The 26,280-nt window shown below is 62.5% G+C and carries 21 protein-coding genes; 6 read left to right on the top strand and 15 right to left on the bottom strand.

Going from position 1 to position 26,280, the window contains the following annotated elements; genetic code table 11:
* Window positions 1-18: 18 nt before the first annotated feature.
* The 8 genes from ABCW43_RS14420 to ABCW43_RS14455 are packed head-to-tail and all read right to left on the bottom strand — an operon-like array spanning window position 19 to window position 8,520.
* Window positions 19-1,980: a 3-hydroxyacyl-CoA dehydrogenase NAD-binding domain-containing protein gene (locus ABCW43_RS14420; protein ID WP_345925568.1), complete on the bottom strand. Its 1,962-nt coding sequence runs from the start codon at window positions 1,978-1,980 to the stop codon at window positions 19-21.
* A 7-nt stretch (window positions 1,981-1,987) separates the two neighbouring features.
* The gene (locus ABCW43_RS14425) at window positions 1,988-2,383 is read right to left on the bottom strand and encodes a RidA family protein (RefSeq protein WP_345925570.1); all 396 of its coding nucleotides are present in this window, start codon (window positions 2,381-2,383) and stop codon (window positions 1,988-1,990) included.
* Window positions 2,361-2,792 carry an acyl-CoA thioesterase gene (locus ABCW43_RS14430; RefSeq protein ID WP_345925572.1) on the bottom strand — a complete coding sequence of 144 codons (432 nt, stop codon included), beginning with the start codon at window positions 2,790-2,792 and terminating at the stop codon, window positions 2,361-2,363. Before ABCW43_RS14430 ends, ABCW43_RS14425 begins: the two co-directional genes overlap by 23 nt.
* Window positions 2,793-2,800: 8 nt before the next feature.
* A complete protein-coding gene (locus tag ABCW43_RS14435; RefSeq protein WP_345925574.1) occupies window positions 2,801-3,976 on the bottom strand; it encodes an acyl-CoA dehydrogenase family protein in 1,176 nt (391 codons plus the stop codon).
* Complete coding sequence (locus ABCW43_RS14440; protein ID WP_345925576.1) at window positions 3,976-4,818, bottom strand: enoyl-CoA hydratase family protein; 843 nt, start codon at window positions 4,816-4,818, stop codon at window positions 3,976-3,978. Before ABCW43_RS14440 ends, ABCW43_RS14435 begins: the two co-directional genes overlap by 1 nt.
* Before the next feature lie 59 nt (window positions 4,819-4,877).
* Window positions 4,878-5,324: a cupin domain-containing protein gene (locus ABCW43_RS14445; RefSeq protein WP_038594288.1), complete on the bottom strand. Its 447-nt coding sequence runs from the start codon at window positions 5,322-5,324 to the stop codon at window positions 4,878-4,880.
* Between the two features lie 42 nt (window positions 5,325-5,366).
* Entirely contained in the window at window positions 5,367-6,164 is a 798-nt protein-coding gene (locus tag ABCW43_RS14450) for an SDR family NAD(P)-dependent oxidoreductase (protein ID WP_345925582.1), read from the bottom strand.
* A 10-nt stretch (window positions 6,165-6,174) separates the two neighbouring features.
* The gene (locus ABCW43_RS14455) at window positions 6,175-8,520 is read right to left on the bottom strand and encodes a bifunctional salicylyl-CoA 5-hydroxylase/oxidoreductase (RefSeq protein WP_345925584.1); all 2,346 of its coding nucleotides are present in this window, start codon (window positions 8,518-8,520) and stop codon (window positions 6,175-6,177) included.
* 385 nt (window positions 8,521-8,905) lie between these two features.
* Between ABCW43_RS14455 and ABCW43_RS14460 the strand changes: the two genes are divergently transcribed.
* The 4 genes from ABCW43_RS14460 (at window position 8,906) to ABCW43_RS14475 (ending at window position 16,662) form a co-directional block, all read left to right on the top strand.
* The gene (locus ABCW43_RS14460; protein ID WP_345925586.1) at window positions 8,906-11,062 is read left to right on the top strand and encodes a thiamine pyrophosphate-dependent enzyme; all 2,157 of its coding nucleotides are present in this window, start codon (window positions 8,906-8,908) and stop codon (window positions 11,060-11,062) included.
* Between the two features lie 3 nt (window positions 11,063-11,065).
* Window positions 11,066-12,613 (top strand): indolepyruvate oxidoreductase subunit beta family protein, encoded by a 1,548-nt coding sequence (locus ABCW43_RS14465; protein ID WP_345925588.1) that lies wholly within the window; start codon window positions 11,066-11,068, stop codon window positions 12,611-12,613.
* Between the two features lie 99 nt (window positions 12,614-12,712).
* Window positions 12,713-15,295, top strand: a complete 2,583-nt coding sequence (gene mprF, locus ABCW43_RS14470) for a bifunctional lysylphosphatidylglycerol flippase/synthetase MprF (protein ID WP_345925590.1) — start codon at window positions 12,713-12,715, stop codon at window positions 15,293-15,295.
* A complete protein-coding gene (locus ABCW43_RS14475) occupies window positions 15,292-16,662 on the top strand; it encodes a virulence factor family protein (RefSeq protein ID WP_345925592.1) in 1,371 nt (456 codons plus the stop codon). The genes mprF and ABCW43_RS14475 overlap by 4 nt, the downstream gene beginning before the upstream one ends.
* Before the next feature lie 5 nt (window positions 16,663-16,667).
* On the opposite strand, the gene ABCW43_RS14480 is transcribed toward ABCW43_RS14475, so the two are convergent.
* The 3 genes from ABCW43_RS14480 to ABCW43_RS14490 form a co-directional block, all read right to left on the bottom strand.
* Entirely contained in the window at window positions 16,668-17,177 is a 510-nt protein-coding gene (locus ABCW43_RS14480) for a MarR family winged helix-turn-helix transcriptional regulator (RefSeq protein ID WP_345925594.1), read from the bottom strand.
* A 29-nt stretch (window positions 17,178-17,206) separates the two neighbouring features.
* Entirely contained in the window at window positions 17,207-18,796 is a 1,590-nt protein-coding gene (locus tag ABCW43_RS14485) for a phytoene desaturase family protein (RefSeq protein ID WP_345925596.1), read from the bottom strand.
* A 65-nt stretch (window positions 18,797-18,861) separates the two neighbouring features.
* Window positions 18,862-19,644, bottom strand: a complete 783-nt coding sequence (locus tag ABCW43_RS14490; RefSeq protein WP_007758445.1) for a cyclase family protein — start codon at window positions 19,642-19,644, stop codon at window positions 18,862-18,864.
* 402 nt (window positions 19,645-20,046) lie between these two features.
* Between ABCW43_RS14490 and ABCW43_RS14495 the strand changes: the two genes are divergently transcribed.
* A complete protein-coding gene (locus ABCW43_RS14495) occupies window positions 20,047-20,562 on the top strand; it encodes a MarR family winged helix-turn-helix transcriptional regulator (protein WP_345925600.1) in 516 nt (171 codons plus the stop codon).
* A gap of 17 nt (window positions 20,563-20,579) precedes the next feature.
* Here the strand turns inward: ABCW43_RS14495 and ABCW43_RS14500 are convergent, their stop codons facing one another.
* Both ABCW43_RS14500 and ABCW43_RS14505 read right to left on the bottom strand, forming a co-directional pair.
* Window positions 20,580-21,254, bottom strand: a complete 675-nt coding sequence (locus ABCW43_RS14500; protein ID WP_345925602.1) for an amino acid ABC transporter permease — start codon at window positions 21,252-21,254, stop codon at window positions 20,580-20,582.
* A gap of 76 nt (window positions 21,255-21,330) precedes the next feature.
* The gene (locus ABCW43_RS14505; protein ID WP_345926221.1) at window positions 21,331-22,128 is read right to left on the bottom strand and encodes an ABC transporter substrate-binding protein; all 798 of its coding nucleotides are present in this window, start codon (window positions 22,126-22,128) and stop codon (window positions 21,331-21,333) included.
* Between the two features lie 377 nt (window positions 22,129-22,505).
* Between ABCW43_RS14505 and ABCW43_RS14510 the strand changes: the two genes are divergently transcribed.
* Window positions 22,506-23,210: a hypothetical protein gene (locus ABCW43_RS14510; RefSeq protein WP_345925604.1), complete on the top strand. Its 705-nt coding sequence runs from the start codon at window positions 22,506-22,508 to the stop codon at window positions 23,208-23,210.
* A 16-nt stretch (window positions 23,211-23,226) separates the two neighbouring features.
* Here the strand turns inward: ABCW43_RS14510 and ABCW43_RS14515 are convergent, their stop codons facing one another.
* Both ABCW43_RS14515 and ABCW43_RS14520 read right to left on the bottom strand, forming a co-directional pair.
* On the bottom strand, window positions 23,227-24,402 hold the full coding sequence (locus ABCW43_RS14515; RefSeq protein WP_345925606.1) for an alpha-hydroxy acid oxidase: 1,176 nt from the start codon (window positions 24,400-24,402) through the stop codon (window positions 23,227-23,229).
* Entirely contained in the window at window positions 24,402-26,279 is a 1,878-nt protein-coding gene (locus ABCW43_RS14520) for a dipeptide ABC transporter ATP-binding protein (RefSeq protein WP_345925608.1), read from the bottom strand. Before ABCW43_RS14520 ends, ABCW43_RS14515 begins: the two co-directional genes overlap by 1 nt.
* Between the last annotated feature and the right edge of the window lies 1 nt (window position 26,280).

A 26,280-nucleotide genomic window follows, 5' to 3' on the forward strand; every position in this document is an offset into this window, starting at 1 on the left:
TGGTTGGAGCTGCGAGCCTTAGGCTCGGGCAAACATCGGCCCACCCTTGTGGGCTGGAAATCCATAGCCGTTGATCATCACCAGGTCGATGTCGCTGGCTCTTGCGGCTACCCGCTCGGCCAACAGAGCCTCACCTTCGGAAGCCATAGCACCGAGCATTCTTTCGAGAATTTCGCTTTTCGAGAATGCGCGGGGGGTAATGCCCCTTTTAGCTCGGGCGGCTTCTATGATAGCCGTCACTTCCGGATCGATGGTGCGCTTGCCGTCCGGGTATGCGTACCAGCCCCGGCCGGCTTTCTGGCCGAGGCGACCCGCTTCGCACAGCGTATCGGCAATCTCGACATAACGGGCGGAAGGGTCACGGGTAGCCGCCTGCCGCTTTCGGCGTGCCCAGGCGATTTCCAGGCCGGCCATGTCATAGACGGCGAAGAGACCCATCGGGAAACCGTAATCCTCCAGCGCAGCGTCGATTTCGTGCGGCAGAGCGCCATCCTCCAACAGGAACTCGGCTTCGCGGCGATAGGCGGAAAAGATGCGGTTGCCGATAAAGCCTTCGGTGACGCCGGTAACGACCGGCAGTTTGCGCAGTTTCTTGGCGACCGCCAGCCCCGTTGCCAGCACGTCCGGTGCGGTCTTGGCGCAACGCACGACTTCGAGCAGGCGCATCAAATGGGCGGGCGAGAAGAAGTGCAGTCCGAGCACCCGTTCCGGGTGGGCGGTCGCGGCGGCGATCTCGTCCGGGTTCAGGTAACTGGTATTAGTCGCCAGCACGGCATCCGGGCGGATGACCTTGTCGAGACGCTGGAAGAGATCGGTCTTGACGGCGAGATCGTCGAATACGGCTTCGACGACGAGATCGCAGGGGGCGAGATCGCCATCTTCGGCAGTCACGGAAAGCCGCGCCTTCTGGGCTTCGAAGCCGGCCTGGTCGAGGCGGCCGGAAGCGAGGTTGCGTTCCAGCAGGCCGACGATGCGCTCGCCGCCCTTTTCGGCAGCTTCAACAGTCTGGTCGAGGCCGATCACCGAATAACCGGCGCCAAGGGCCGCGACGGCAATGCCGCTGCCCATCAGGCCAAGGCCGCAGATGCCGATCGTCTGGACCGGACGAGGTTCGACGCCTTCCAGACCATCGACCTTGGAGGATTCCCGTTCGGCGAAGAAGACATGGCGCAGGGCCGCAGCCTCGCGGCTGTCGCGCAGTGCGAGGAAGGTAGCGCGTTCGTCCGCCAGACCTTCGGCGAGCGGGCGGTTGGACGAGATGACCAGCCGGACCGCTTCCGCGGGCGCTTTCTGACCGCGCGCCTTCGCAAGGATTTTAACCGAGGCTTTTTCGATTTCGACCCGATCGGCAGCGGCGACGGTCAGATCGCCCGTGCGGCGGAGGGGTTTGCCGGCCAGCGCCAATGCCGCGGATATTGCAGCCTCGACGAGATTGCCCGCAGCCACCTCGTCGATGATCCCGAGCTTCAGGGCCTCGTCGGCCTTCACGGAACGTCCCGAGGTGATGAGGTCGAGTGCCGCCGGAATGCCGATCAGGCGCGGCAGGCGTTGCGTGCCGCCGGCGCCGGGTACGATGCCGAGCTTGACTTCGGGCAAGCCGACCTGTGCTGCCGGCGAGGCAATGCGATAGTGGCAGGCAAGTGCCACTTCGAGACCGCCGCCGAGTGCTGCGCCATTGAGCGCTGCGACGATCGGTTTCGACAGGCCTTCGATCTTCTCGATGACATCAGGCAAGGTCGGCTCCATGGCCGGCTTGCCGAATTCCCTGATATCGGCGCCGCCGATGAATGTCTTTCCGGCGCCGGTGATGGCGACTGCGGTTACATCGGCGGTTGTTTCGGCATGAGCGAGCGCTTTCTCCAGCCCGCGGCGGACATCGACGGACGTGGCATTGACCGGCGCGTTGTCGATCGTGACGACCAGAACTCCGTTGCGGGTCGTGGCCGAAACCGTGGCGGAAAATTCGATCGCCTTGCTCATGATTGCCTCAGGCCGGAATGACGGCGGTCGCCTGGATTTCGATCTTGGCGCGGTCTTCCACCAGCGCCACGACCTGCATGGCGGCCATGGCAGGGAAATGCTTGCCGATGATTTCGCGGTAGACCTGGCCGATGCCCTTCAGGTTGCCGAGATATTCGGCCTTGTCGGTAAAATACCAGGTCATGGTGGTGATGTGCTCGGGTCCGGCGCCAGCCTCGGCCAGCACGGCGACGACGTTCAGCAGCGTCTGGCGCACCTGGCCGACGAAATCGTCGGTTTCGAACTGGCATTGGCCATTCCAGCCGATCTGCCCGCCGACGAAGACCTGGCGGCCGGTGGCGGCGACGCCGTTGGCGTAACCGATCGGTTTTGCCCAGCCTTCAGGCTGCAGAATGGTGTGCATCTTGTCTCTCCAAATGCTGTGTCAGCGCGGTGCGCATATCATCGGGCCAGGGAAGGGCCTTGTGGGTTTCGTTCGAGGTGGCGACCAGCCGCTGCCGGGCGGTCCAGAGCAGCCGGTCGCCGGCCCGCACCTCGTACTCGAGATCGGCGGAACTGTTGCCGATCCGCATAACCTTGATGGCGAAATCCATCATGTCGCCATGGTAGCCCGGGCTCTTGAAGGCGACGTCCAGCGTCACGGTCGGCACGCCGATCTTCCGGTGGCTGATCATGTCCGGCCAGGACGAGCCGATCGCGCCAAAAAACTCCTCGCAGACCCCCACCAGTATGTTCAGATACGAGGGGAAATACGCGATGCCGGAGGGGTCGCAATCTCCAAAGTTCAATCGGCGAGAGGTCCTGTAAGCCATGATCGTCCTCAGGTCTTCAACAGTTCGCGGGCAATGATGAGCTTCTGGACCTCGGTCGCGCCTTCGTAGATGCGCAACGCCCGGATTTCCCGGTAGAGGCTTTCGGTGATCTCACCGCTCTTCACACCGCGGCCGCCGAAGATCTGCACGGCGCGGTCAATGACGCTCTGTGCGTTCTCGGTCGCGACCATCTTGGCCATCGCGGCTTCCTTGGTGGTCGGCAGGCCCTGTACGTCGCGGCGCCAGGCGGCGCGGTAGGTGAGGAGCGCGCCGGCATCGATCTGCGCCGCCATGTCGCCGAAAGCAGCTTGCGTCAGTTGCAGATCGGACAGGTGATTGCCGAACATCGGCCGCGCTTTGGCATAGGCGAGCGCTTCGTCCAGTGCCCTCTTGGCAAAACCGAGAGCGGCGGCGGCGACGGAGGCTCGGAAAATGTCCAGTGTCCGCATGGCGATCTTGAAGCCCTCACCCGGCGCGCCCAGCAGGCGCGACGCGGGAATGCGGCAGTTCTCGAAGCGGATCGTCGCCAGCGGATGCGGGGCGATCACGTCGATGCGCTCGGCGATCGAGAAGCCGGGATCGTCTGCGTACACGACGAAAGCGGAGATGCCGCGCGTGCCGGGCGCTTCGCCGGTGCGGACAAAGACGGTGTAGACATCGGCGATGCCGCCGTTGGAAATCCAGGTCTTCTCGCCATCGAGGATATAGTGGTCGCCATCCTTTCGGGCGGCGCAGGCCATGGCGGCGACATCCGAACCGGCTTCCTTTTCAGAGAGCGCGAAGGCTGAGATCCATTCGCCCGACTGCGCTTTCGGTAGGACGGTTCGGCGAAGTTCCTCGGAACCGGAAAGGCCGATGGCGCCGGTGCCGAGACCCTGCATGGCGAAGGCGAAATCGGCAAGGCCGTCATGCCAGGCCAGCGTCTCACGGGTCAGGCAGGCGGCGCGGCTGTCGATCGGCTGGCTGCCGCCGGCGCCGGTCGCCGCATCGAGAAGGCCGGCCTGTCCGAGCGCCTTGACGATCCCCCGGCAGGCGCCGTCGGTATCCGAATGGTCGATATGGCTCAGCGCGCCGGACGCCGTGAAGGCATCGAGCTTTTCGGCGAGCGCCTTGTGGCTCTCGTCGAAGAAAGGCCAGTCGAGGAAATCGCGTGCCGGTCCTTTGAGGGTCGTGGGATTGGCCATCAGTCGCCCTCGAAGACCGGCTTGCGCTTTTCGGCGAAAGCCTCGAAAGCGCGGCGGAAATCCTTGGTCGCCATGCAGATCGCCTGCGCCTGGGCTTCCGATTCGATCATCTCTTCGATGCCCATGGCCCATTCCTGGTTCAGCATGGTCTTGGTCATCGTGTGTGCGAACCACGGGCCGTCCGCCAGCGAATGGGCGAGCTTGGCGGCCTCCGCCTCGACGGCGTCCTGGGCATGGAGTGCGTTGTAGAACCCCCATGCCTGGCCTTCATCGGCGCTCATCGTACGGCCGGTGAAGAGAAGCTCGGCGGCGCGGCCCTGGCCGATGATGCGCGGCAGGATCCCGCAAGCGCCCATGTCGGCTCCCGCAAGGCCTACGCGGGTGAAGAGGAAGGCGGTCTTGGTTTCCGGCGTCGCCAGCCGCATGTCCGACGCCATGGCGAGGATCGCGCCGGCTCCCATGCAGATGCCGTCGACGGCAGCCACGATCGGCTGCGGGCATTTCTTCATGGCCTTGACGAGATCGCCGGTCATGCGGGTAAAGGCGAGCAGGTCCGGCATCGCCATATGGGTCAGCGGCTCGATGATTTCGAAGACGTCGCCGCCGGAGGAGAAATTACCGCCGGCGCCGGTCAGGACGATCGAGCGGATGTCGGAGGCGTAAACGAGATCGCGAAAAAGATCGCGCAATTCCGCATAGCTTTCGAAGGTCAGCGGGTTCTTGCGCTCCGGACGATTGAGACGAACCGTTCCGACGCGGCCGTTTTCGCTCACTTCCCAGAGGAAATGTTTCGGCTGGTAATCGCGAAAACTGCGCTTCATGTCCTTCATCACGTCACTCATGTTCGTCTCCTCTCCTTTTCGCCGACCGTCCCTTTCCGGGCGGCAGGACCTCTCCCGGGTCAGTCGTTGGCGGAGGGCGGCAGGAAATCCACCTCGTGCGCGGCGGAAACCTTCACGATCTCCTCCACGTCGGTCATTTCATGCAGCTCTTCGAAAAGCTTCTGGAGTTTGCGGGCCGGTGAGACCCAGAAAAGCGCCCGGCACGGCTTGTCGGACTTGTTGAAGTATCCGTGAGGGATGCCGCGCGGCATGCGCACCAGATCTCCGGCCTTCGCCTTGACCCATTGGCCGTCGAGCTTCAGATCGAGTTCACCCTCCTGCACGAGGATGAATTCGTCCTGGGTCGGGTGGACGTGCACAGGCACGAACTGTCCCGGCAGGCTGTTGGTTTCAAAGGCGAAGGTGTCGTCGCAGACCGCCTTTGGGAAATAGACCTGGCCGAGGATATTCCAGCTCGTGCCGTTATATCCGCTACCATTCTCTGTTATGCCCTTTTCCAGTTCCATCCTGCTCTCCCGGTTTCGTTTCCTGGTTCATGCCGAGGCCGACTAGCCTGCCATGACTTCTCCCCCGGCAACCGCGATTGCCTGTCCGTTGATCGACGCGGCTCCGGGCGATGCCAGCCACAGAACCGTGTCTGCAACCTCCTCCGGCTTCACCAGCCGCCCCTGCGGATTGCTCCTGGTAAATTCCTGTCGCGCCTGCTCTTCCGTCCGTCCGGTCTTTGCGACGATCGTCTCGATCGAACGGGCGATCAGCGGTGTGTCGGTAAAGCCGGGGCAGACGGCGTTGACGGTGATGCCGGTCTTCGCAAGCTCCAGCGCCAGGGAACGGGTAAGGCCGATAACGCCATGTTTGGCGGCCACGTAGGCAGAGACGTAGGCATAACCTGTGAGCCCCGCGGTCGAGGCGATATTGATGATGCGGGCGCCTGCGCCAAAAGCCTTGATATCCGGCAGCACTGCCTGGGTCACGAGGAATACGCCGGTGAGATCGACCGACATCACCCGGTTCCACATCTCAAGCGAGGTCTTTTCGAACGGCGCACTCGGGCCTTCGCCGGCATTGTTGACGAGGATGTCGACAGGACCGAACGCGGCTCGCGCCGTCTTCAGGCCGTTGTCGATGGCGATCTCGTCGGTGACGTCGAAACCGTCGGCAACGCAGACCTTTTCCCTGCCAAGCGTTGCGGCAAGTGCCTCCAGAGGCTCGGCCCGCCGGCCGGCGAGGGTCACCCGCGCGCCGGCTTCCACCAGCGCCGTTGCGATCGCCGCGCCGATGCCCGAGCCCGCGCCGGTGACGAGGGCGTGACGGTTGGCAAGTCTGGCAGAGGGCGCTTCGCTCATGATGCGATCCTTATTTCGCGGCCGCGGGGCCGGCGGCCGGAGGGGCAACGGCGGCTGCCGCACGCGCGAGGTTGGTCTCGTATTGCGCCTTGCCGGAATAATACTGTTTTGGCCAGGGAATGTCCGTCAAGCCGATCTTGGCCGCCTCGTGAAGAACCCAGGCCGGATCCGCGAGATGCGGGCGGGCGACGGCGCAGAGATCGGCGCGGCCGGCGGCGATGATCGAGTTCGCATGATCGGCCTCCGAAATCGCGCCGACGGCGATGGTCGGGATGCCGATCTCGTTGCGGATCTTGTCGGAGAAGGGCGTCTGGAAGAGGCGGCCATAGACCGGCTTTTCTTCCTTCCATACCTGGCCGGACGAGCAGTCGATCAGGTCGGCTCCGGCCTCCTTGAACATCCGCGCGTAGATCGCCGCGTCTTCAGGCGTGTTTCCGCCTTCGAACCAGTCATGGCAGGAGAGGCGAACGGAAATCGGCTTGTTTTGCGGCCAGACCTCGCGGATCGCCTTGAAGACTTCCAGCGGATAACGCGCGCGGTTCTCGTGGCTGCCGCCGTATTCGTCGGTGCGGATGTTGGTGAGCGGCGAGAGGAAGCTCGACAGAAGATAGCCGTGGGCGCAGTGCAGTTCCAACCAGTCGGCGCCGGATTCGGCCGCGAACTTTGCGGAGCGCACATGGTCGGCGATGACACGATCCATGTCGGCGCGGTCCATAGCCTTCGGAACCTGGCTGGTCTTGAGGTAGGGGAGCGCCGAAGCCGAGATCAGCGGCCAGCCACCCTCTTCGACCGGCTGGTCGATACCTTCCCAGGCGACCTTGGTCGAACCCTTGCGGCCCGCATGGCCGAGCTGAATGCCGACCTTGGCGGCGGAGTTGTCATGCACGAAGGTGACGAAGCGCTTCCATTGCGACGCCTGTTCCGCGTTCCACAGGCCAAGGCAGCCGGGGGTGATGCGGGCGTCGGGCGAGACGCAGGTCATTTCCGCGAACACGAGGCCGGCGCCGCCGAGCGCGCGGGAGCCGAGGTGGACCAGATGGAAATCGTCCAGCAGCCCGTCCTTGGCGGAGTACATGGCCATCGGCGACATGACGATACGGTTCGGCAGATGGGTTTCGCGCAGCGAATAGGGCGTGAACATCGGCGGCAGGGTGCGGCCGTTGCCGGTCACCTTGATACCGTTTTTCCTGGCGAACCAGCGCTCGTAACCTTCCAGCCATTTGGGATCGCGCAGGCGGAGATTCTCGTGGCTGATACGCTGCGAGCGGGTCAGCATCGAATACATAAACTGTTCCGGCTCCAGCGTATCGGCATAACGCTGGCCGACCACTTCGAACCATTCCATGGCGTTGCGGGCGGCATTCTGGATGCGGGCGACGTCGACGCGGCGGATTTCCTCGTAGGTCTCGAGGACTTCCGGGATCTTGTCCTTGGAATGGCCGAGCTTGTTGAACTGGTTGCTAAGCTCGATCGCATCATCGATTGCCAGCTTGGTGCCGGAACCGATCGCAAAATGGGCGGTGTGGGCGGCATCACCCATCAGAACGACATGTGAGTTGCCGTTGAAATGGCTCCACTTGCCGCAGATCAGGCGGTTGAAGTTCAGCCAGGCGCTGCCGCGCAGATGCCGGGCATTGGTCATCAGTTCGGAGCCTTCGAGGACTTCCGAGAACAGGTCCTGGCAGAAATCGATCGATCCCTGCTGGTCCATCCGGCCGAGGCCGTGCTTTTCGTAGGCTTCTTCCGTCGTTTCGACGATGAAGGTCGAGGTCTTGTCGTCGAACTTGTAGATATGCGCCTGGAACCAGCCGTGATCCGTCTTGCGGAAATCGAAGGTGAAGGCGTCGAAGAGCTTGTTGGTGCCGAGCCAGATATAACGGTTCGGGCGCACGACGAGATCCGGTTCGAAGACCTCCGGATAACGGTTGCGGATCTTGGAGTTGAAGCCGTCCGAGGCAATGATCAGGTCCGCATCCGGATAATCGACATCGCCGTTGGAATCGGTTTCAAAAACAAGCTCGACGCCGAGCGCCTCGCAGCGGCGCTGCAGGATGTTCAAGAGCTTCTTGCGGCCGATGCCGACAAAGCCGTGGCCGGAGGTGCGCTGGCGCGTGCCCTTGAAGAGCAGCTCGATATCGTCCCAGTGGTTGAACGCATCCTCGATTTCGGCAGCACTTTCCGGGTCCCATGCCTTCATCGACACCATGGTGGCATCGGAGAAGACCACGCCCCAGCCGAACGTGTCGTAGGGCTTGTTGCGTTCGACGACGGAAATGGAGTGCTCGGGATGCAGCTTCTTCATCAGGAGCGCGAAATAGAGACCGGCCGGGCCGCCACCGATACAGACGATGCGCATATCCAAGTCCTCCTGACGTTCAGTCGCTGATTATTTTAAGTTTAAACTATATGGCGTTTGATCGACCCGTCAAGCGGATAATTCCCGTGATTGGGGTTTTACCGGGCCACCGGTTCAGGCGTCGGTTTCGGCGCCAAGGGCGTACCTCTCCAAGGTGGCGAGGATGATTTGTGGCAACGCCGGCGGTTTTCGTGCCCGATCGAGCAAATAATATGCATCAGCATATATATTGGTTCTTGTTATTCGCTGTCCTGCCATGCCGCCGTTCGATTGAAGTCCCGCCTACTGTCCTCGCGGCATTTGTGAATTGACAAATGGCTGATCTCGAAAATATGCTTTTGCAAATGATTATGGATTGAAGCCGACAAGGCGAAGGGGAACTGCCATGGCCGAGCGATCTTTTGCGCGCGAAGTCGAGGATCTCAAGCTTGGAGAAGGCGAGATTTTCCGGGGCGAAGGCATTCTCGCGATCACCAAGGCGCTGCTGCAATCGGGCGTTTCCTACGTCGGTGGTTACCAGGGCTCGCCGATCTCGCATCTGATGGACGTGCTCGCCGACGCCAAGGACATCATGGAGGATCTCGGCGTGCATTTCGAGACGTCGGCCTCGGAAGCGGCGGCGGCGGCGATGCTGTCGGCCTCGGTGATGTATCCGGTGCGTGGTGCAGTCACCTGGAAATCGACAGCCGGCACCAATGTCGCGTCGGACGCTCTCTCCAACCTTTCCTCCGGCGGCGTCAATGGTGGTGCGCTGATCATCCTCGGCGAGGACTTTGGCGAAGGCTCTTCGATCATGCAGGAACGCAGCCATGCGTTTGCGATGAAGTCGCAGATGTGGCTTCTCGACCCGCGTCCCAACCTGCCCGCGATGGTTCAGGCGGTCGAGGACGGCTTCCAGCTGTCGGAAGCGTCGAACACGCCTGTCATGCTCGAAGTGCGCATCCGCGCCTGTCACGTGCACGGCCAGTTCGTCGCCAAGGATAACCAGCGGCCAAAGTTCACGCTCCGCCAGGCGCTGGAAAACCCGGTCCGCGACGTCAACCGCATCGTCCTGCCGCCGGCGAATTTTGCGCAGGACAAGGACAAGATCGAGCGCCGCTGGCCGGCGGCCGTCAACTTCATCAAGGAAAAGAAGCTCAACGAGCATTTCGGCCCCGCGGAAGGCGAGATCGGCATCATCACGCTCGGCGGCCTTTACAACGGCGTCATGCGTGGTCTGCAGCAGCTTGGCCTGGCCGATGTCTACGGCAATTCGTCCGTGCCGATCTATGTGATGAATGTCGCCTATCCAATGATCGACGACGAAGTCGTGGATTTCTGTCTCGGCAAAAAGGCGGTGATCATGGTGGAGGAGGGCGCCCCCGAATATATCGAGCAGTCGCTCCACACGCTGATGCGCCGCCGCGACATCCAGACCCGCCTGCATGGCAAGGACATCCTGCCGCTCGGCGGCGAATATACCGCGCCGGTGATGATGAAGGGGCTGAAGACCTTCATCGAGAAGTATGACCGGCTGCTGCTCGGCAACCAGCCGCCTGTGCCGGATCCGAGCGATGTTCTCAACGATCCGAAGGTGAAGGCATTGGCCGAAGTCGTGCCTCAGCGCCCCGCCGGCTTCTGCACCGGCTGTCCCGAGCGGCCGATCTTCGCGGCCATGAAGCTGGTCGAAAAGGAGCTCGGCGAACACCACGTGTCGGCCGATATCGGCTGTCACCTGTTCTCGATCCTGCCGCCGTTCAACATCGGCGGTACGACGATGGGCTATGGCCTCGGCCCGGCTTCCGCGTCCGCCTTCAACGTCGAGGCGGACAAGCGCTCGATTGCGGTCATGGGCGACGGCGGTTTCTGGCACAACGGCTTGGCGACCTCGGTCGGTAATGCGGTGTTCAACAAGCAGGACGGCGTCATCCTCGTCGTCGACAATTTCTATTCGGCGGCGACCGGCGGGCAGGACATCCTGTCCTCACGGGCGATCAATCCGAACCGCAAGACCAACAATTCGATCGTCAATGCGGTGAAGGGTATCGGGGCCACCTGGGTGCGCCAGATCGACCGAACTTACGACGTTGCAAAGATGCGCGACACGCTGAAGGAAGCGCTGACGAGCAAGGAAAAAGGCCCGAAGATCATCGTCGCCTCTTCCGAATGCATGCTGAACAAGCAGCGCCGTGTAAAACCGCTCTTCAACCAGGCGGTCAAGGACGGCAAGCGCATGGTGAAAGAGCGTTTCGGGGTGGACGAGGATGTCTGCACCGGCGATCACGCCTGCATTCGGCTTTCGGGCTGCCCCTCGCTTTCGGTGAAGCACACCGACGATCCGCTGAAGGACGATCCGGTCGCGGCGATCGACAATAGCTGCGTCGGCTGCGGAAATTGCGGCGAGGTCTCCGAGGCCGCCGTTCTCTGTCCTTCGTTCTATCGCGCCGACATCATTCATAATCCGACCGGCTGGGACAAGTTCCTCTCGAAATTCCGCGCTTCGGTAATCGGCTGGCTGCAGGCCCGCCGTGCCGCTGGCCGCGTTGTTTTCGCGGAGGTTTGATCCATGAACGAGACCGTGAACCTGAAGACGCTCCATGCTTCCGACAAGCCGCTGACGCTGGCGATCATGGCCATGGGCGGCCAGGGCGGCGGCGTGCTGGCCGATTGGATCGTCGGCCTTGCCGAAGAACAGGGTTGGATGGCGCAATCGACCTCGGTGCCGGGCGTTGCCCAGCGCACCGGCGCGACGATCTATTATATCGAGATGCTGCCGGCGCGCGACGGCGTATCGCCGATCTTCTCGCTGATGCCGACGCCGGGCGATGTGGATGTCGTGCTGGCCGCCGAACTGATGGAAGCCGGTCGTTCCGTACTGCGCGGCCTCGTGACGCCGGACAGGACCACGCTGATTGCGTCCACGCATCGTTCCTTTGCGGTCGGCGAGAAGGAGAAGCCGGGTGATGGCATCGGCGATCCGATCGTGGTGGTTGGCGCGACCGATTTCGCCGCCAGGCGCACCATTGCCTTCGACATGGATAGCCTGGCACTCAAGAACGGCAGCGTGATCTCCGCCTCGATGTTCGGCGCGCTTGCAGCGGCTGACGTGCTGCCTTTCCCGAAGGAAGCCTTCGAGGCGACCATTCGCGGCGGCGGCAAGGGTGTCGAGCCCAGCCTTCGGGCTTTCAATGCCGCCTACGAGCGCACCAAGGCCAAGCCGCGGGACGAAGTCACCGCCTCGGCGCCGAAGCGTTTCGACGTCATGCCGGAAACCGCCGGCCATCCGGACCTCGATCGGCTGGTCCATCGCATGCGCGCCGAGTTCCCGGAAACCGCCTGGCCGTTGCTGTTTGCCGGGGTCAAGAAGCTCACGGACTTCCAGGATCCGGCCTATGCCGGCGAGTATCTCGATCGGGTCGGCAAACTTCATGTGCTCGACCGTAACAATGGCGGCGAGGATCGCGACTATGCCTTCACCGTCCAGTCGGCGAAATACGTCGCCATCGCCATGGCTTACGACGACGTGATCCGCGTCGCGGATCTCAAGACCCGCGGCACCCGGTTCGACCGCGTCGCCAAGGAAGTCGGCGTGAAGCAGGATCAGATCCTTTACATGACCGAATACATGCATCCGCGCATGGAAGAGGTTGTTGGGACCATGCCGAAGCGGCTTGGCCTGTGGGTTGAACACCGCTCCAAGGTTTTCGCCTGGCTCGACCGGCGCATCAACAAGGGCCGCCGGGTGCAGACCGGCACGCTGTTCTGGTTCCTGACGCTCTATACGCTGGCGGCGTTGCGCCGCACCCGTCGGGGCACGCTGCGGCACGCACGGGAAGCCGAGCATCGCGAAGCCTGGCTCAGTGCGGCGACTTCGCTTCTGTCGCGGAACTACGATCTCGCGGTCGAAGTGATCAACAATCGCCGCCTGGTGAAGGGCTATTCCGACACCCACGCGCGCGGGCTTTCGAAATTCGACCGGGTGATGTCGGCGCTCACGACCTTGGCGGACCGCGACGACGGTGCGGCCTGGATGAAACGCCTGCGCCAGGCGGCACTGCTCGATGAAAGCGGCATTGCGCTGGACGGCGCGCTGAAGACGGTCTCTACGCTTTAGGTTTTAAGCATAAAGACACATTATAGCCGCGATCCCGTTGCTTTTGCTGCGCATCTGACCGAAACCTAGATGCGCAGTTCTTCAGCCCCGGCAGCCCACATGGAATCCACGGATCGTCAGCCAAGTCGCTTTCGAGACATCCTTGAGACGTACCGTCCTTACCTCATCGCCCTGGCGGCGCTGGCGGTTTTCGCGTTCACGACATTTGCCATCTACAAACTCACCAACGAAGTCAGCTATGACGACGTTATCGAGGCGCTTGGCAATACGCGATGGTCTTCGGTCGGCCTTGCTGTTTTCTTCACGGCACTGAGTTTCGCGGCGCTGGTCGGATACGACATCAACGCGATCACCTATATCGGCCGGACGCTGCCTTTCGTGCCTGTCGCGATCACGGCTTTCAGCGCCTATGCGGTCGGCAACACGGCCGGTTTCGGAGCCCTCAGCGGCGGAGCGATCCGGTTCCGCGCCTATTCGCGCCTAGGGCTTTCGCCGGACGATATCGGTCGCGTCATCGCATTTGTGACGCTCGCCTTCGGTATAGGGCTTCTGGCGGTCACGGCGCTCGCATCGCTGGTCACGGCGCCGAGGATCGGAGCAATCCTCGACATCGACGGAACGTGGGTCCGCGCCGGCGCGATCGTGATCATCCTCGTGCTCATCGCTCTTATGATCCTCGGGCGTGGCGGACGGACGGTATCCATCGGACGATTGAGCATCCGCCTGCCGGACAGCCGTACATCCTCGCAGCAGTTCCTGATCACGGCGCTTGACGTCGCCGCCTCCGCCTCCGTCCTCTACGTGCTCCTGCCGCAGACGGAAATCGGCTGGCCGTCCTTCCTAGCGATCTATGCGACCGCCATCGGCCTAGGGGTCCTCAGCCATGTGCCTGCCGGTCTCGGCGTCTTCGAGACGGTGATCGTCGCGGCACTCGGCAACACGGTCAGCCTCGATGAAGTGCTCGGCAGCCTCGTCCTCTACCGCGTCATCTATCATGTCCTGCCGCTGCTCATCGCCACGCTGGTCGTGATCGGCGTCGAAATTCGCCAGCTTGCCCATCACCCCATTGCGTCGACGCTTCGAAAGCTTGAATTCCGCCTCGCGCCGCCGCTTCTGGCGACCTTCTCGATGATCGCCGGCGCCATGCTGATCTTCTCGAGCGTGACGCCAACGCCCGATTCCGACATCAATTTTCTTGGCAACTACCTGCCGTTGCCGGTGTTCGAAGGTGCGCATTTTCTTTCCAGCATCCTGGGTCTCCTGCTGTTCGTCGCGGCGCGCGGCATCGGCCAGCGGCTGGACGGGGCGTGGTGGACCGCCATGGTCTGCACCTCTCTGGCGCTGGTTTTCGCCTTCATGCGGGCGATCGCGCTTTTCGAGGCGACGTTCCTGATCATCCTGCTGATCAGTCTGGTCCTGAGTGCCAAGCAGTTCAAGCGCCGGGCGTCGCTGTTCGGCCAGGTGCTGACGCCGAGCTGGATCGCCGCGATGTTCATCGTCGTCGCCGCGGCGATCACCGTGCTGCTCTTCGTTTATCGCGAAGTGGAATATAGCCGTGAGCTCTGGTGGCAATTCGAATTCTCCGAGGAAGCGCCGCGCGGATTGCGCGCGGTCCTTGGCCTTGCGATTTTTGCGGCGACGATCTCCGTGTTCAGCCTGTTGCGGCCGGCGGCCCGACGCTCGGCCCTGTCCACCGCGGACGATCTCGAGCGGGCGATCCAGCTTGTCATGGCCCAGGACAATGCCGATGCCAACCTTGTCCGGATGGGCGACAAGCGGCTGATGTTTTCCGACAGCGGCAATGCCTTCATCATGTACGGCATCCAGGGCCGCTCCTGGATCGCGCTTTTCGATCCGGTCGGGCCGCAGGAGGAGACGGCGGATCTCGTCTGGCGTTTCGTGGAGGAAGCCCGGGCTCGAGGTGGCCGCGCCGTGCTCTACCAGATTTCGCCCGGCCTCCTTTCGCATTGCGTCGATGCAGGCCTCAGGGCCTTCAAGCTCGGTGAATTGGCGATCGTCGACCTGTCCAGCTTCGACCTCAAGGGCGGCCGGCTGGCCGGGCTTCGTCAGGCCGTCAACAAGGGGGCGCGCGAGGGGCTGGAGTTCTCGGTCATCGAGCAGCCGGATGTGATGGCACATATCGAAGAACTCCGGCGGGTTTCGGATGCCTGGCTCGAAGATCACAACACGCGCGAAAAGACATTTTCGCTCGGTGCTTTCCGGGATGACTATGTCAGTGCCCAGCCGGTCGCGATCCTCAAGAAGGAGGACCGCATCGTCGCCTTCGCGACGCTGTCGATCACCAACACGAAACACGAAGGCACCGTCGATCTGATGCGCTTCATGCCGGACGCGCCGAAAGGGTCCATGGATTTCCTGTTCGTGAAGATTATGGAATATCTCCGCGATGCCGGTTATGGACAATTCAATCTCGGCATGGCGCCGCTGTCCGGCATGTCCACACGCGAGGCGGCACTCGCTTGGGACAGGATCGGCAGCGTTGTTTTCGAGCACGGTGAACGGTTCTACAATTTCAAAGGGTTGAAAGCTTTCAAGTCGAAGTTCCATCCCGCCTGGGAGCCCCGTTATCTGGCTGTGGCAGGGGGCGTCAGCCCCGCCATCGTGATGATGGACGCAACGCTCCTGATCGGCGGCGGCTTGAGGGGAGTGGTCGGTAAATGATGTATATGCGTCTTCTTGTTATCGTGTTTGCAGCGCTGCTGTCCGGCGCCCCGATGGCGGCTGCGCAGGATCAGCAGGATTACCATACGGGCCTTATCCCGCAGCCGCGCATCCTCGTGCCAAACAATGGCAGCGAGCTCGAAGGCATCGTCTTCCTGATTTCAGGCGGGCAGGGCTGGGGGGCTCGGGAGGACACCGAGGCGCAGAAGCTGCTCGCTTCCGGTACCGCCGTGGTCGGCATCGATTTCCCCTCCTATATCAAGTCGCTGGCCGCCGATGACGGCGACTGCGTCTATATGGTTTCCGATATCGAGGACATCTCCCAGCAGGTGCAGCGGCGGATCGGCAACCCGCAATACCGCCACCCGATCGTCGCCGGTATCGGCGAGGGCGGCGCCTTGGCGCTTGCGATGATCTCCCAGAGCCCGAACGCGACGATCGACGAGGCGATTGCCGTGGATCCGCTGGCCGGCATCCCGCTCGCCAAGGAACTCTGCACGCCGGCTTCCAAACAGAAGGTCGGCGATCGCACGGTCTATGGCTTTGACGACGGCGCAGTACCGGCGGCGGTGACGATCGTTTCCACGCCTTCGGCCGACGCGGCCGGCAAGGCCCATGGACAGCGCCTGAAACAGGATCATCCAGAGGTCGAGCTGATCAATTCCAGTGAGGCGCCGGACGTGGCGTTGTCACAAGTGCTTGCAACCCGCATCGCCGCTGCCGGCCGGACCAACCAGCCGCTCGACCTTCCGCTGAACGTGCTCGACGCGAAGCCGGCCATGAACACGATGGCGGTGATCTTTTCCGGCGATGGCGGGTGGCGAGATCTCGACAGCGAAGTGGGAGGCTATCTGCAGTCCCAGGGGATTCCGACGATCGGACTGGATTCGCTGCGGTATTTCTGGTCCGAACGCACGCCGCAAGCGACCGCGGACGATCTGGCGAAGATCATCGAACATTATCGCCGTCAATGGGGCGTTCAGAACGTATTACTGGTCGGTTATTCGTTCGGCGCGGATGTGCTGCCCGCCACCTACAACCTCCTGCCTGCGGCAGACCGGGCGCGCGTCAAACAGATCACGCTGCTCGGCCTGTCGCATGAAGTGGACTACGAGATTTCCGTGACCGGCTGGCTCGGTGTCGCCGGCGCCGGCAAGGGCGGTGACCCAATGACCGACGTCGTCAAGATCGATCCGAAGATCATCCAGTGTGTCTACGGTACCGACGAGGACGACGATCCCTGCCCGACCTTGAAGGACAAGGGCGTCGAAGTCGTGCCGATCGAGGGCGGACATCATTTCGACGAGAACTACCAGGCGCTCGGCAAGCGCATCCGCGACAGCCTTCAGACACGGCTGACGAAATAGGCCGATCAGATCTCGTGCTTGCGGATGTTGAGGAGGATCTTGTGAAGCGTGCCGGTGAAGGCGCGGTATTCCTCCTCGTCGATGCCGTCGAACATCCGCAGCAATGAATCATACATGGTCGGCCAGAAGCGCCCAAAGGCTGCACGGCCTTCCTCGGTAATCGTCACATCGCGGATGCGCATGTCCTCGGCTCGGGGCGTGCGGCGGATGTAGCCCTGGTCTTCGAGGGAATCGAGCGTGCGGCTCATGGTCGACTGTTCGATGACCGCGAACACGGAAAGCTCGTTGATGGTGAGCGAAGCGGAGACGCTGAGGACCGCGAGCGTGCGCATCTTGGCGGTCGACAGGTCGTACTCGCGCAGCTCCTCCGCCATGTTGGAGTTCCAGCGGGAGATGATGCGGTTCATCAGGTAGGGTGCGAAATGGTTGAGGCCGATCTCCCCCATGGTCGGCCGACTTTCCGGATCGCCCTCCTGATGCCAGCGCAGCACCACGCCTGAAAACCGTTCTGCCATGAAATCCATGTCTCCTAGGCCACGTCGTTTCAACGCAACGACGATGCGAGCAGAAAGCCGGAGCCGCCGGCAAGCCCCGGTCCCGGATGGGTCGAGGCACCGATATGATATAGGCCCGGTACGTGGGTGCGGTGGTTAACAGACGACTTGAAGGGTCGCCAGAGGAAAAACTGGTCGAGCCCGCAGAAGCCGCCATAGGGATCGCCGCCGACGAGGTTCATGTTCAGCGATTCCAGATCGGCCGGCGAATAGGCGCGGCGGGCGAGCTTGATCTCGGCAAAATTCTCGATATGGCGGGAAAGCAGCGCCTCGATGCGATCTGCGTAAAGTTCGCGCAGTTCATCGGTCCAGCGGCCGTCGGCAGGTGTGGCGATCTCACCGGCCGCATCGCCCTTGATGAAGCGCGGTGCTTCGGGAAGCTGCAGCCAGAGTATCGACTTGCCGTCCGGCACGCGCGAAGGATCGAAGCTGGCAGGTTGGCCGACGCAGACGGTCGGCTCGGCCGGCAGCAGACCGCGTTCACATTCGTTGGTGGCGCGCGAGACGCCGTCGAGACCGGATGTCAGGTGCAGCAGCGCCACCTTGGCGAGATCCGGATCGCCTTTCCAGCGCGGCGGTGCGGAGAGGGCGTAGTGGATCTGCATATTGCCCTTGCCGTGGCGATAACGGGCAACGCCTTCCTGGATCTCGGTCGGGGCCGGTTGCGGCCAGTCCTTTAGCAGCCGGTCGTAGATCTGGTTCGGCGTCGTGGAGCAGGCGACGCCGGCCGCGGCGTCGATCGTCTCGCCGTTTGCGAGCCTCACCCCGGCGGCCCTGTGGCCTGGGCTGGCAAGGATGCGTTCGACGTCCGCACCGATGCGGATCGCGCCGCCCTGATCCGCGATCAGTCGTTCGAACGCCCGGACGAGATTGGCAGCGCCGCCCTTGACGATCGGGCAACCGGCAAGTTCGATCGCAAAACCGATGACCTTGACCATCTCGGCCGAATAGGCGCTTTCCGGCGCAAGGCCGCAATGCAGGACCCAGGGCGCCCAGAGGGCGTGGGTGGCTTCGGACCTGTAGGTGGTTTCGAGATAACCGCGCGCCGGCGTCAGCGCATCGCCGAACCAGGCGGCGAGTTGGCGCAGGCCCTTGCCCCATCCCTGTTTGGCGACCGTCTTCAGTGTTGCGCCGGACCAGAGCGCGCCGCCGAGCAAAGAAAACAGAAAGGCGGCATCCGCGCCAAGGGCGCTCATTTCCTTATCGAAAGTCTTGCCGTCGCCGGTCGCTAGCCCCTCCAAGGTGGCGATATTGCGCTGGCGATCCTTGGAGAAGATGACGGAGCAACCGTCCGGCCGCAGCACGCCGGTCGGCAGGTCGGCATGGGCAAATTCCAGGCCGCGGGCTTCCAGGTCCTTGCCAAGCGCCGCGTAGGCGGGAGACGTGAGGAACAGCACCATGGTGGTGGCCATCACGTCGTGGATGAAGTCCGGCGCGGTGATCTCTTCCGTGCGCAGGCAGCCGCCGATGCGGTCGCTGCGTTCCAGGACGAGAACCTTTTTACCCTTCTTGCCGAGCATGGCGGCGGCGACCAGTGCGTTGATGCCGCTGCCGACGATGATGTAGTCGAAATCCGCCATGCCATCCGTCTTCCCGCTGGATACAGAAAGGGCCGGAACCTTTCGGGGCCGGCCCTTCGATCGGATCAGGCGATCAGAGCCAGCGCCCGGACAGGCGAGCCGGTACCCTTGACGAGCTTCAGCGGTGCGGCGATCAGCACGGCGCCCTTCGGTGGCAGCTGGTCGAGGTTCGACAGCGATGCGAGACCGTATTTGCCGGCGCCGTGCATGAGGTTATGGGCGGGGAAGGGCGGGTTCATGCCGCCGGCCGAACCGGCATCGGTGCCGATGGTTTCCTGGCCCCAGCCGATAATGTCTTTCGAAATGAGATATTGGATGGCTTCGGCGGTCGGGCCGGGAGAATGAGGGCCGTTCTCGTCTGCATTCAGGAAGGTTTCGGTGGAGCCGTTGCGCTTGTACCAGTCGGAGCGCATCAGCACCCAGCTGCCGGCCTCGATCGCGCCATGCTCTGCTTCCCATTCCTTGATGCTGTCGACGGTCAGCAGATAGTCCGGGTTTTCGGCGGCTTCCTTGGAACGGTCGATGACATTGACCGGCGCCACGAAATTCTGCGGCGGAATGGTGTCTGTCGTATTGTTCGGCTTGTCCTTGCCGGTGATCCAATGACAGGGCGCATCGAAATGGGTGCCGGTGTGCTCACCGAGTTCCAGCCAGTTCCAGGCCCAGAACGGACCGTCCTCGTTGTATTCCGAGATCGTGTGGACGGCGACCTTGGGGGTGTTCTTGCCGAACTGCGGCGGCAGGTAGAGAACGGGAGTATCCGGCCCAAGCGGCGCCGTCAGGTCCACGACCTTGACCGAGCCGGAGAGAAGAGCGGAAGCGAGACTGGTGAGTGTGCTGGAAGACATGGTGCCGGGTTCCCCTTGAATGACCGGTTTCGTGAGCCGGGCAGCAGCCGGTTTTCCTCTTCGGGTGCCGCTAACCGATGACGGAGCCTATTGCAGAAAATATGAGGATGCAAGCAATCGGGCGGGGCTGCATCGCGCAAATTTAGGTGGTGGGGGTGCCAATGAAAAAGCCGGAAGTTTCACCGGAATTTGCCTGTTTCGGACTCGATCGAGGACGAGCGCGACCGGCAGCAACCTGCCGATACGTTGCCCGTCCGTGCTGCCGTCTTCCGAAAATATATGCATATGGATTAATAATGGGAACAGGATGACCTCCAGCAGGGGGCGATCCAGGTGACGAACCTTTGACATTTCAAATATCTGCTTCTAGAGGGTGGATCGGTTACAGAGGCAATATTTGGAATGGCAGAAGCGGAAGCGATCGATATCGATCTGGAGATCATCGTCCAAGGTGCCCACGGGCGGTCGAAACCCGAGCTGCGCCTGTGGCTGCGGATGCTGTCCACGACCAAGCTGATCAGCCAGGAAATCCGCCGTCGCCTGCGTGCCGAATTCGGCGCGACGCTACCGCAGTTCGACCTGATGGCGCAGCTCTATCGGGAAAAGGACGGGCTGCGGCTTGGCGAGCTTTCCAAGCGCACCATGGTCACCAACGGCAATGTCACCGGGCTCGTCGAAAGGCTGGAAGCGGACGGTTACGTCCAGCGGGTGACGCCGGACGGCGACCGGCGCGTGACGGTCGCAAAACTCACCGAGGCGGGTGTGATACTGTTTGCGGCAATGGCCGCGGCGCATGAAGGCTGGCTGCAGGACATGATGGCGGATATCGACCCGCATGCGATTGCTGCGCTCTGGTCGGAGATAGGCACGGTCAAGACCTCCGCCAACAACCACCTCGCCGCCGCCGCCTTCGAATAGGCTCGCTGCCTCCGGCGTCAGCGCTTCTTTTCCTTGTTGAACCTCTGTTCGAGAAGATTGACCAGCCGCACCATCGGCCAGAGGAAGGCGATGTAGATCAGCGCAGCTCCGATCAGCGGCGTCGGGTTGGCATAAAGCGCCTGTGCGTCCGTCGCTTCCTTGAGGAGTTCCGGCAGCGCGACGGTCGAGGCAAGCGAAGTATCCTTGAACATCGAGACGCAGTTGTTGGTCATCGGCGGAATGACGATTCGGATCGCCTGAGGCAGCACGACCTTGCGCAGAGTGATGTAGAAAGGCAGGCCAAGTGCATCGGCTGCCTCGAACTGGCCCTTCGGGATGCCCTCGATGCCGGAACGGAAGATCTCCGCGGAGTAGGCGGCCATGACGATCGAGAAGGCAAGGCCCGCGGACGTCCAGGAGGACAGGCGGATGCCGACGAACGGCAGCGCGTAGTAGATGAGGATCAGCACCACCAGCATCGGCGCCGCACGGAAGATGTCGATGTAGAATACCGTCAGATAACGCACCGGCTTCGGCCCGTAGAGGCGCAGAAGCGCTATCACCAGGCCGATCGGAATGCCGATGCCGATGCCCGCCACGCCGAGCAGGAAGGTGTTGATCAGCCCGCGCAGCAACGCCGGAAACGCGTCGCCGAGAACCCCGAGGTTGAAGAATGTATCGAGGAGGGTCATGTCCTGGTGCCTCTATGCTCACGAAAAAGCCGGCCGTCGCCGGCCGGCATGATTAGGCGTGTTATCGGTAGCCGGCTCAGGGCTTCGGCAGCGGCTGTTCGATTGCGGATGCGGAACCGGCGGCCGGATCCGAGCCGAACCACTTCTTGTGGATCGCGGCCAGCGTACCGTCCTTCTTCATCGCGGTGATCGCATCGTTCGCCTTGGCAAGCAGCGGATGGTCCTTGGTCATCATCAGGCCGTATTGTTCGCCGGTCTTGATGCGCACCTTGACGGCAAGGTCCTTCATCTTGAGGAAGGCGTATTCCATGCCCGGAACGTCGCTGACGGCGACATCTGCGCGGCCGGCGGAGAGATCCATCAGCAGGTCCTGCTGGGCATTGTAGCTCTTGATGTCGGTGATGCCGTATTTTTCCTTGTTGTCCTTGGCCCACTTGTCGCCGGTGGAGCCCGCCAGCACGCCGACAACCTTGCCCTTCAGGTCCTCGATCTTGGAAACCGTTGCTTCCTTGCGGGTGGCGATGCCCATGTCGGCGTCATAATAGGCCTGCGTGAAGGACTGGCTGCCGAGACGTTCCTTGGTGATGGTGATCGACGAGATCGCCACGTCGATACGCTTCGAGGAGGTGGCGGCGAACAGAGCCTGGAAACCGAGGTCGGAAATCTCGACCGTCATGCCGAGGCGTTTTGCCACTTCATTGACGATGTCGACCTCGAAACCTTCGAACGTGCCCGTGGCCGTCTTGTATTCGAAGGGCGGGTTGCTCGGATAAGAGCCGACAGCGAGTGCGGCGGCGGAGGCGAAGCCGGCGCCTGCGGCGGACAGCGCGGCGGCACCCGCGAGGCTAAAAAAGGCGCGGCGGAAAAAGGTCATGGTCATGATTGCGTTCCCTCTGTTTTCGTAACCGGCGGGCGTTTTTCCTCTGCCGGATCGGATGCGATTCTTCTTGGTCGTTGGCAAATGGAATGGCCCGGCACAAGCTCTCTTCCAAGAGCACTCCAGCGCCATCTCATACCCTCTTTCCACGCGCGATTGGAGCGGATCGTGATGGAAAATCCGGCAAGTTTCAAGCGGAAAGATTGAAGCTTAAATCAAGTCCGGGCGGCCTATTTGAGTGCATAAATTACGGCACGCAAATAGTTTAGGTTTAAACTTGTTTTTTCTTTCTGCCGGTTCGATAGTCGGCAGGACCGGGGAACAGAGGCCGCCGGCAATCGTTGCGGCCCCATAGAGAAGCAGGAAACCAAGCCATGCGTTTTGCCTATTTCGCCTTTTTCGAGAATGTCGATGGAAGCCAGCTCGAAGTGAGCAAGGCGGATGTCGAGACGGTTGCCGAGATCGTCAAGCTGACACCTGGCCTCACCGCTGCCAATCTCTACACGCCCGAAGTCACCAAGGATATGTACAACAAGGATGAGCAGTCGCCGATCTTCGGCATGCAGCTCTACTTCAACGACCTGACCGACCTGGAAGACGCGATGGCGCCGGCTGGGCACCTGCACCAGCTCGCTGCTTCCGGCGTGCTTTCGAGCATCCGTGGCGCGAAGGGCACGCAGCAGGCCATGTATGCGCGGCATTTCCCGGTCGACGACGCCAGGCTCGATATGGAAAAGAACGGCAATCCCTGTTCCTACGTGGTGCACTATACCGGTCCGGCGGAGGACCTGAACGTCTGGATGCATCACTATGTCAGCCATCATCCGCCGGTGATGCGCACCTTCCCGGGGATCCGCAAGATCGAGGTCCTGTCGCGGATCGACTGGTGCGGTTTCCTTCCCTGGGAGCGGGTCAATCACATGCAGCGCAACCGGGTGATGTTCGACAGCCCGGCGGCACTGCAGGCCGCGCTGCAATCGCCGGCACGCATCGCCATGCGCGAGGACTTCAAGACCTTCCCGCCCTTCGAAGGCGGCAATTCCCACTTCCCGATGGAGACGCAGATCATCGTCCCTTGAAGGGCGATGAGGCTGCTCAGAGCTTGATATGGTCGCGGTCGAGATCCGCGACCGAGCGGCAGCCGAGAAGCGCCAGGGTGCGGCGGATTTCCTCTTCGAGGATGGTGATGGCGCGGGTGGCACCCGCCTCACCTCCGGCGGCGAGGCCATAGAGTGTCGCACGGCCGGTCATGACCGCATCGGCGCCGAGCGCCAGGGCCTTGACGATATCGGTACCGCGGCGAAAGCCGCTGTCGGCGAGGATGGTGATCCTGCCTTTCAGCTTGCTGGCGATCTTTGGCAGGACGGTGATCGGCGAGGGGGCGCCGTCGAGCTGGCGGCCACCGTGATTGCTGATGACGATGCCGTCGGCACCCGCATCGACGGCCAGTTCCGCATCGCGCAATGTCATGACGCCCTTGATGATCAGCGGGCGCTTCCAGATTTTCCGCAGGCGGCGGATGTGGCTCCAGTGAAGGTCCGGCTCCACCTGCTCGCGCGACCAGATGGCCGTGCGGGCGAAGGTCTGCTGGTCCGCGGGGAGGAAATCGAGAAGGTTGCCGAAAGGCGGAATGCCGCGCGCCATGACCGACAATGCCCAACGCGGGTGGCAGAGAATATCCAGCTTGTGGCGGAAGGTCGGGTCCATGCCGGAGCGATAATTGCGGCGGTCCCATTCGCGGTTGCCGAAGGTGGCTGCGTCGGTCGTCACCATCAGCGCCTGGCAGCCGGCCCTTTCCGCGCGGCCGACCAGCTCATCCATGAAGGTCTGGGAGCGGAAGACGTAAAGCTGCATCCAGTGGGAGAGGTTGGGGATGTTGGAAAGTTCCTCGATCCGCATGTTGGAGACGGTGCTCTGGGTGAAGGTCACACCGGCCTTGGCGGCGGCTTCCGCGAGCAGCCGATCTCCCTGATGCTGGAACAGACCGTTGAAGCCGGTCGGTGCGATGATGAAGGGCAGCCGCATTTTTCGGCCGAAGATCGTCGTCGAAAGATCGGGTGTGCCGACGCCGGTCAGCGTCGAGGGGCGAAACTCGATTTCCGAGAAGACTTCGCGGTTGCGCCGAAGCGTCCATTCGTCTTCGGCGCCACCCTCGAGATATTCCGCGACGAAGGCCGGCAGGCGGCGGCGCGTCATGGCCTGCAGGTCGACGATGGTGACGGCGCGGCTGACATCCCGGCCGCTGTAATATCTGCGTCCGGCGATTGCCATCACTCGACCTGATAGCCGGCTTCCGCCAATACCGGCGACCATTCGGCGTTGACGTCATCCGGCGGCACGGCGGCGAGCAGGCTGCGGGTATAGGCGTGCTGCGGATCGGCAAATACCGTTTCCGTTCGGCCGCTTTCCACCACTTCACCGCGATACATGACCATCACCCGGTCGCAGAGATAACGAACGACGGAAAGGTCGTGGCTGATGAACAGCATCGAGAAGCCATGTTCGTCGCGAAGCTTCAGCAGAAGGTCGAGAAGCTGGGCCTGCACCGAAACGTCGAGGCCGGAGACGATCTCGTCGGCGACCAGGATGCGCGGCAGGGTGCAAAGCGCGCGGGCAATGTTGACGCGCTGTTTCTGTCCGCCCGAGAGCTGCGAGGGAAAGCGCATCGCCGCATCCGGCGGCAGGCCGATTTCCTTCAAGAGTTCGGCGGCGCGGTCCATACGTTCGCGGGTGCTGTTGTGCAGCCCGCTCGCCTCGTTCGCCTGGGTGACGATGCTGCCGATCCGCCGGCGCGGGTTGAGCGCCGATTGCGGGTCCTGGAAGACCATCTGGATGTATTCGCGGCGATAGGCCCGGTCGGCATTGCCGTTGGCGGTGATGTCGCGGCCGGCAAGCGTGATCCTGCCATCTGTCGGCGTATCGAGGCCGACGACGAGGCGGGCGAGCGAACTCTTGCCGCTGCCGCTTTCCCCGACGATGCCGACGAACTCACCCTCGCCGAGTGAAAAATCGACACTGTTGACGGCCTTGAAGCTGCTGCGCTTGGCGAACGGGCTCCAGGCGGTCGTGTAGGCCTTGGTCAGCTTCTCGCCATTGAGATGGATCCTGGCCGATGCGATCTCGCGGCCAGGCGCCAGCGGCGGCGGCACGATGTCCGGCGTCTTTTCCGTGCGAATGCAGGCGGCAATATGGTTCGGGCCGATATCGGCAAGCGGCGGCTCGGTCTGGGTGCAGGCCTCGATCGCGTTCGGACAGCGCGAGGCGAAACGGCAGCCCTTCAACTCCTTCAGCACCCGCAGGCCGGGCATTCGTTCGGGCAGGATGAAGAGGCCGCGGCGCGGGCCCGTGATGGTCGGATTGGCCAGCTGCAGGCAACGCGTATAGGGATGCGCCGGGGACGAGAAAAGCTGCTTGGCAGGGCCCCGCTCGGCCGGGCGGCCGGCATAGAGCACCATGATCTCGTCGCTGATCTGCGAAGCGAGGCGCAGGTCATGGGTGATGAAGATCACCGCAGTGCCGTCGCGTTTCTGCATTTCGGCGATCAGCTTGACGATGCGGGCCTGGATCGTCACGTCGAGCGCGGTGGTCGGTTCGTCGGCAATCAACAGTCGCGGGCGGCTGGCAAAGGCCATGGCGATCAGGATGCGCTGGCACATGCCGCCGGAAAGCTGGTGCGGGTATTTTTCGAGCAGCGCCGCGCCATGCGGCAGATGTACGGATTCGAATTCCTTGAGAGCCCGCTCGCGCCAGTTTTCGCCGGCGGCAAGGCCGATCCGCAGAAGATGTTCCTTGATCTGCTGGCCGACCGTCAGCACCGGGTTGAGGCCGGAAAGCGGTTCCTGCGGGATGAAGGCGATGTCGCGGCCGAGAAGGTTGCGGCGTCGTTCCGGCAGCATGCTCACCAGGTCTTCGCCGTCGAAGGCGAGCGTGCCTTTGGTGACCGCAAAACCCTTCGGCAGATATTGCGAGATGGTGCGGCCGATCATCGATTTGCCGGCCCCGGATTCGCCGACCAGGCCGAGGATCTTGCCGGGCTCCAGGGAGAAGTTGAGGTCGGTCAGGACGGGGAAGCTCTCCTTGGCTCCTACCGATTCAACGCAGAGATTCCTTGCTGAAAGAATGGGATTTTGGGCGGTAAGAATGGCCATG

Origin of the sequence: Neorhizobium tunisiense (genome assembly GCF_039631515.1) — a bacterium.
Taxonomy (GTDB): Bacteria; Pseudomonadota; Alphaproteobacteria; order Rhizobiales; family Rhizobiaceae; genus Neorhizobium.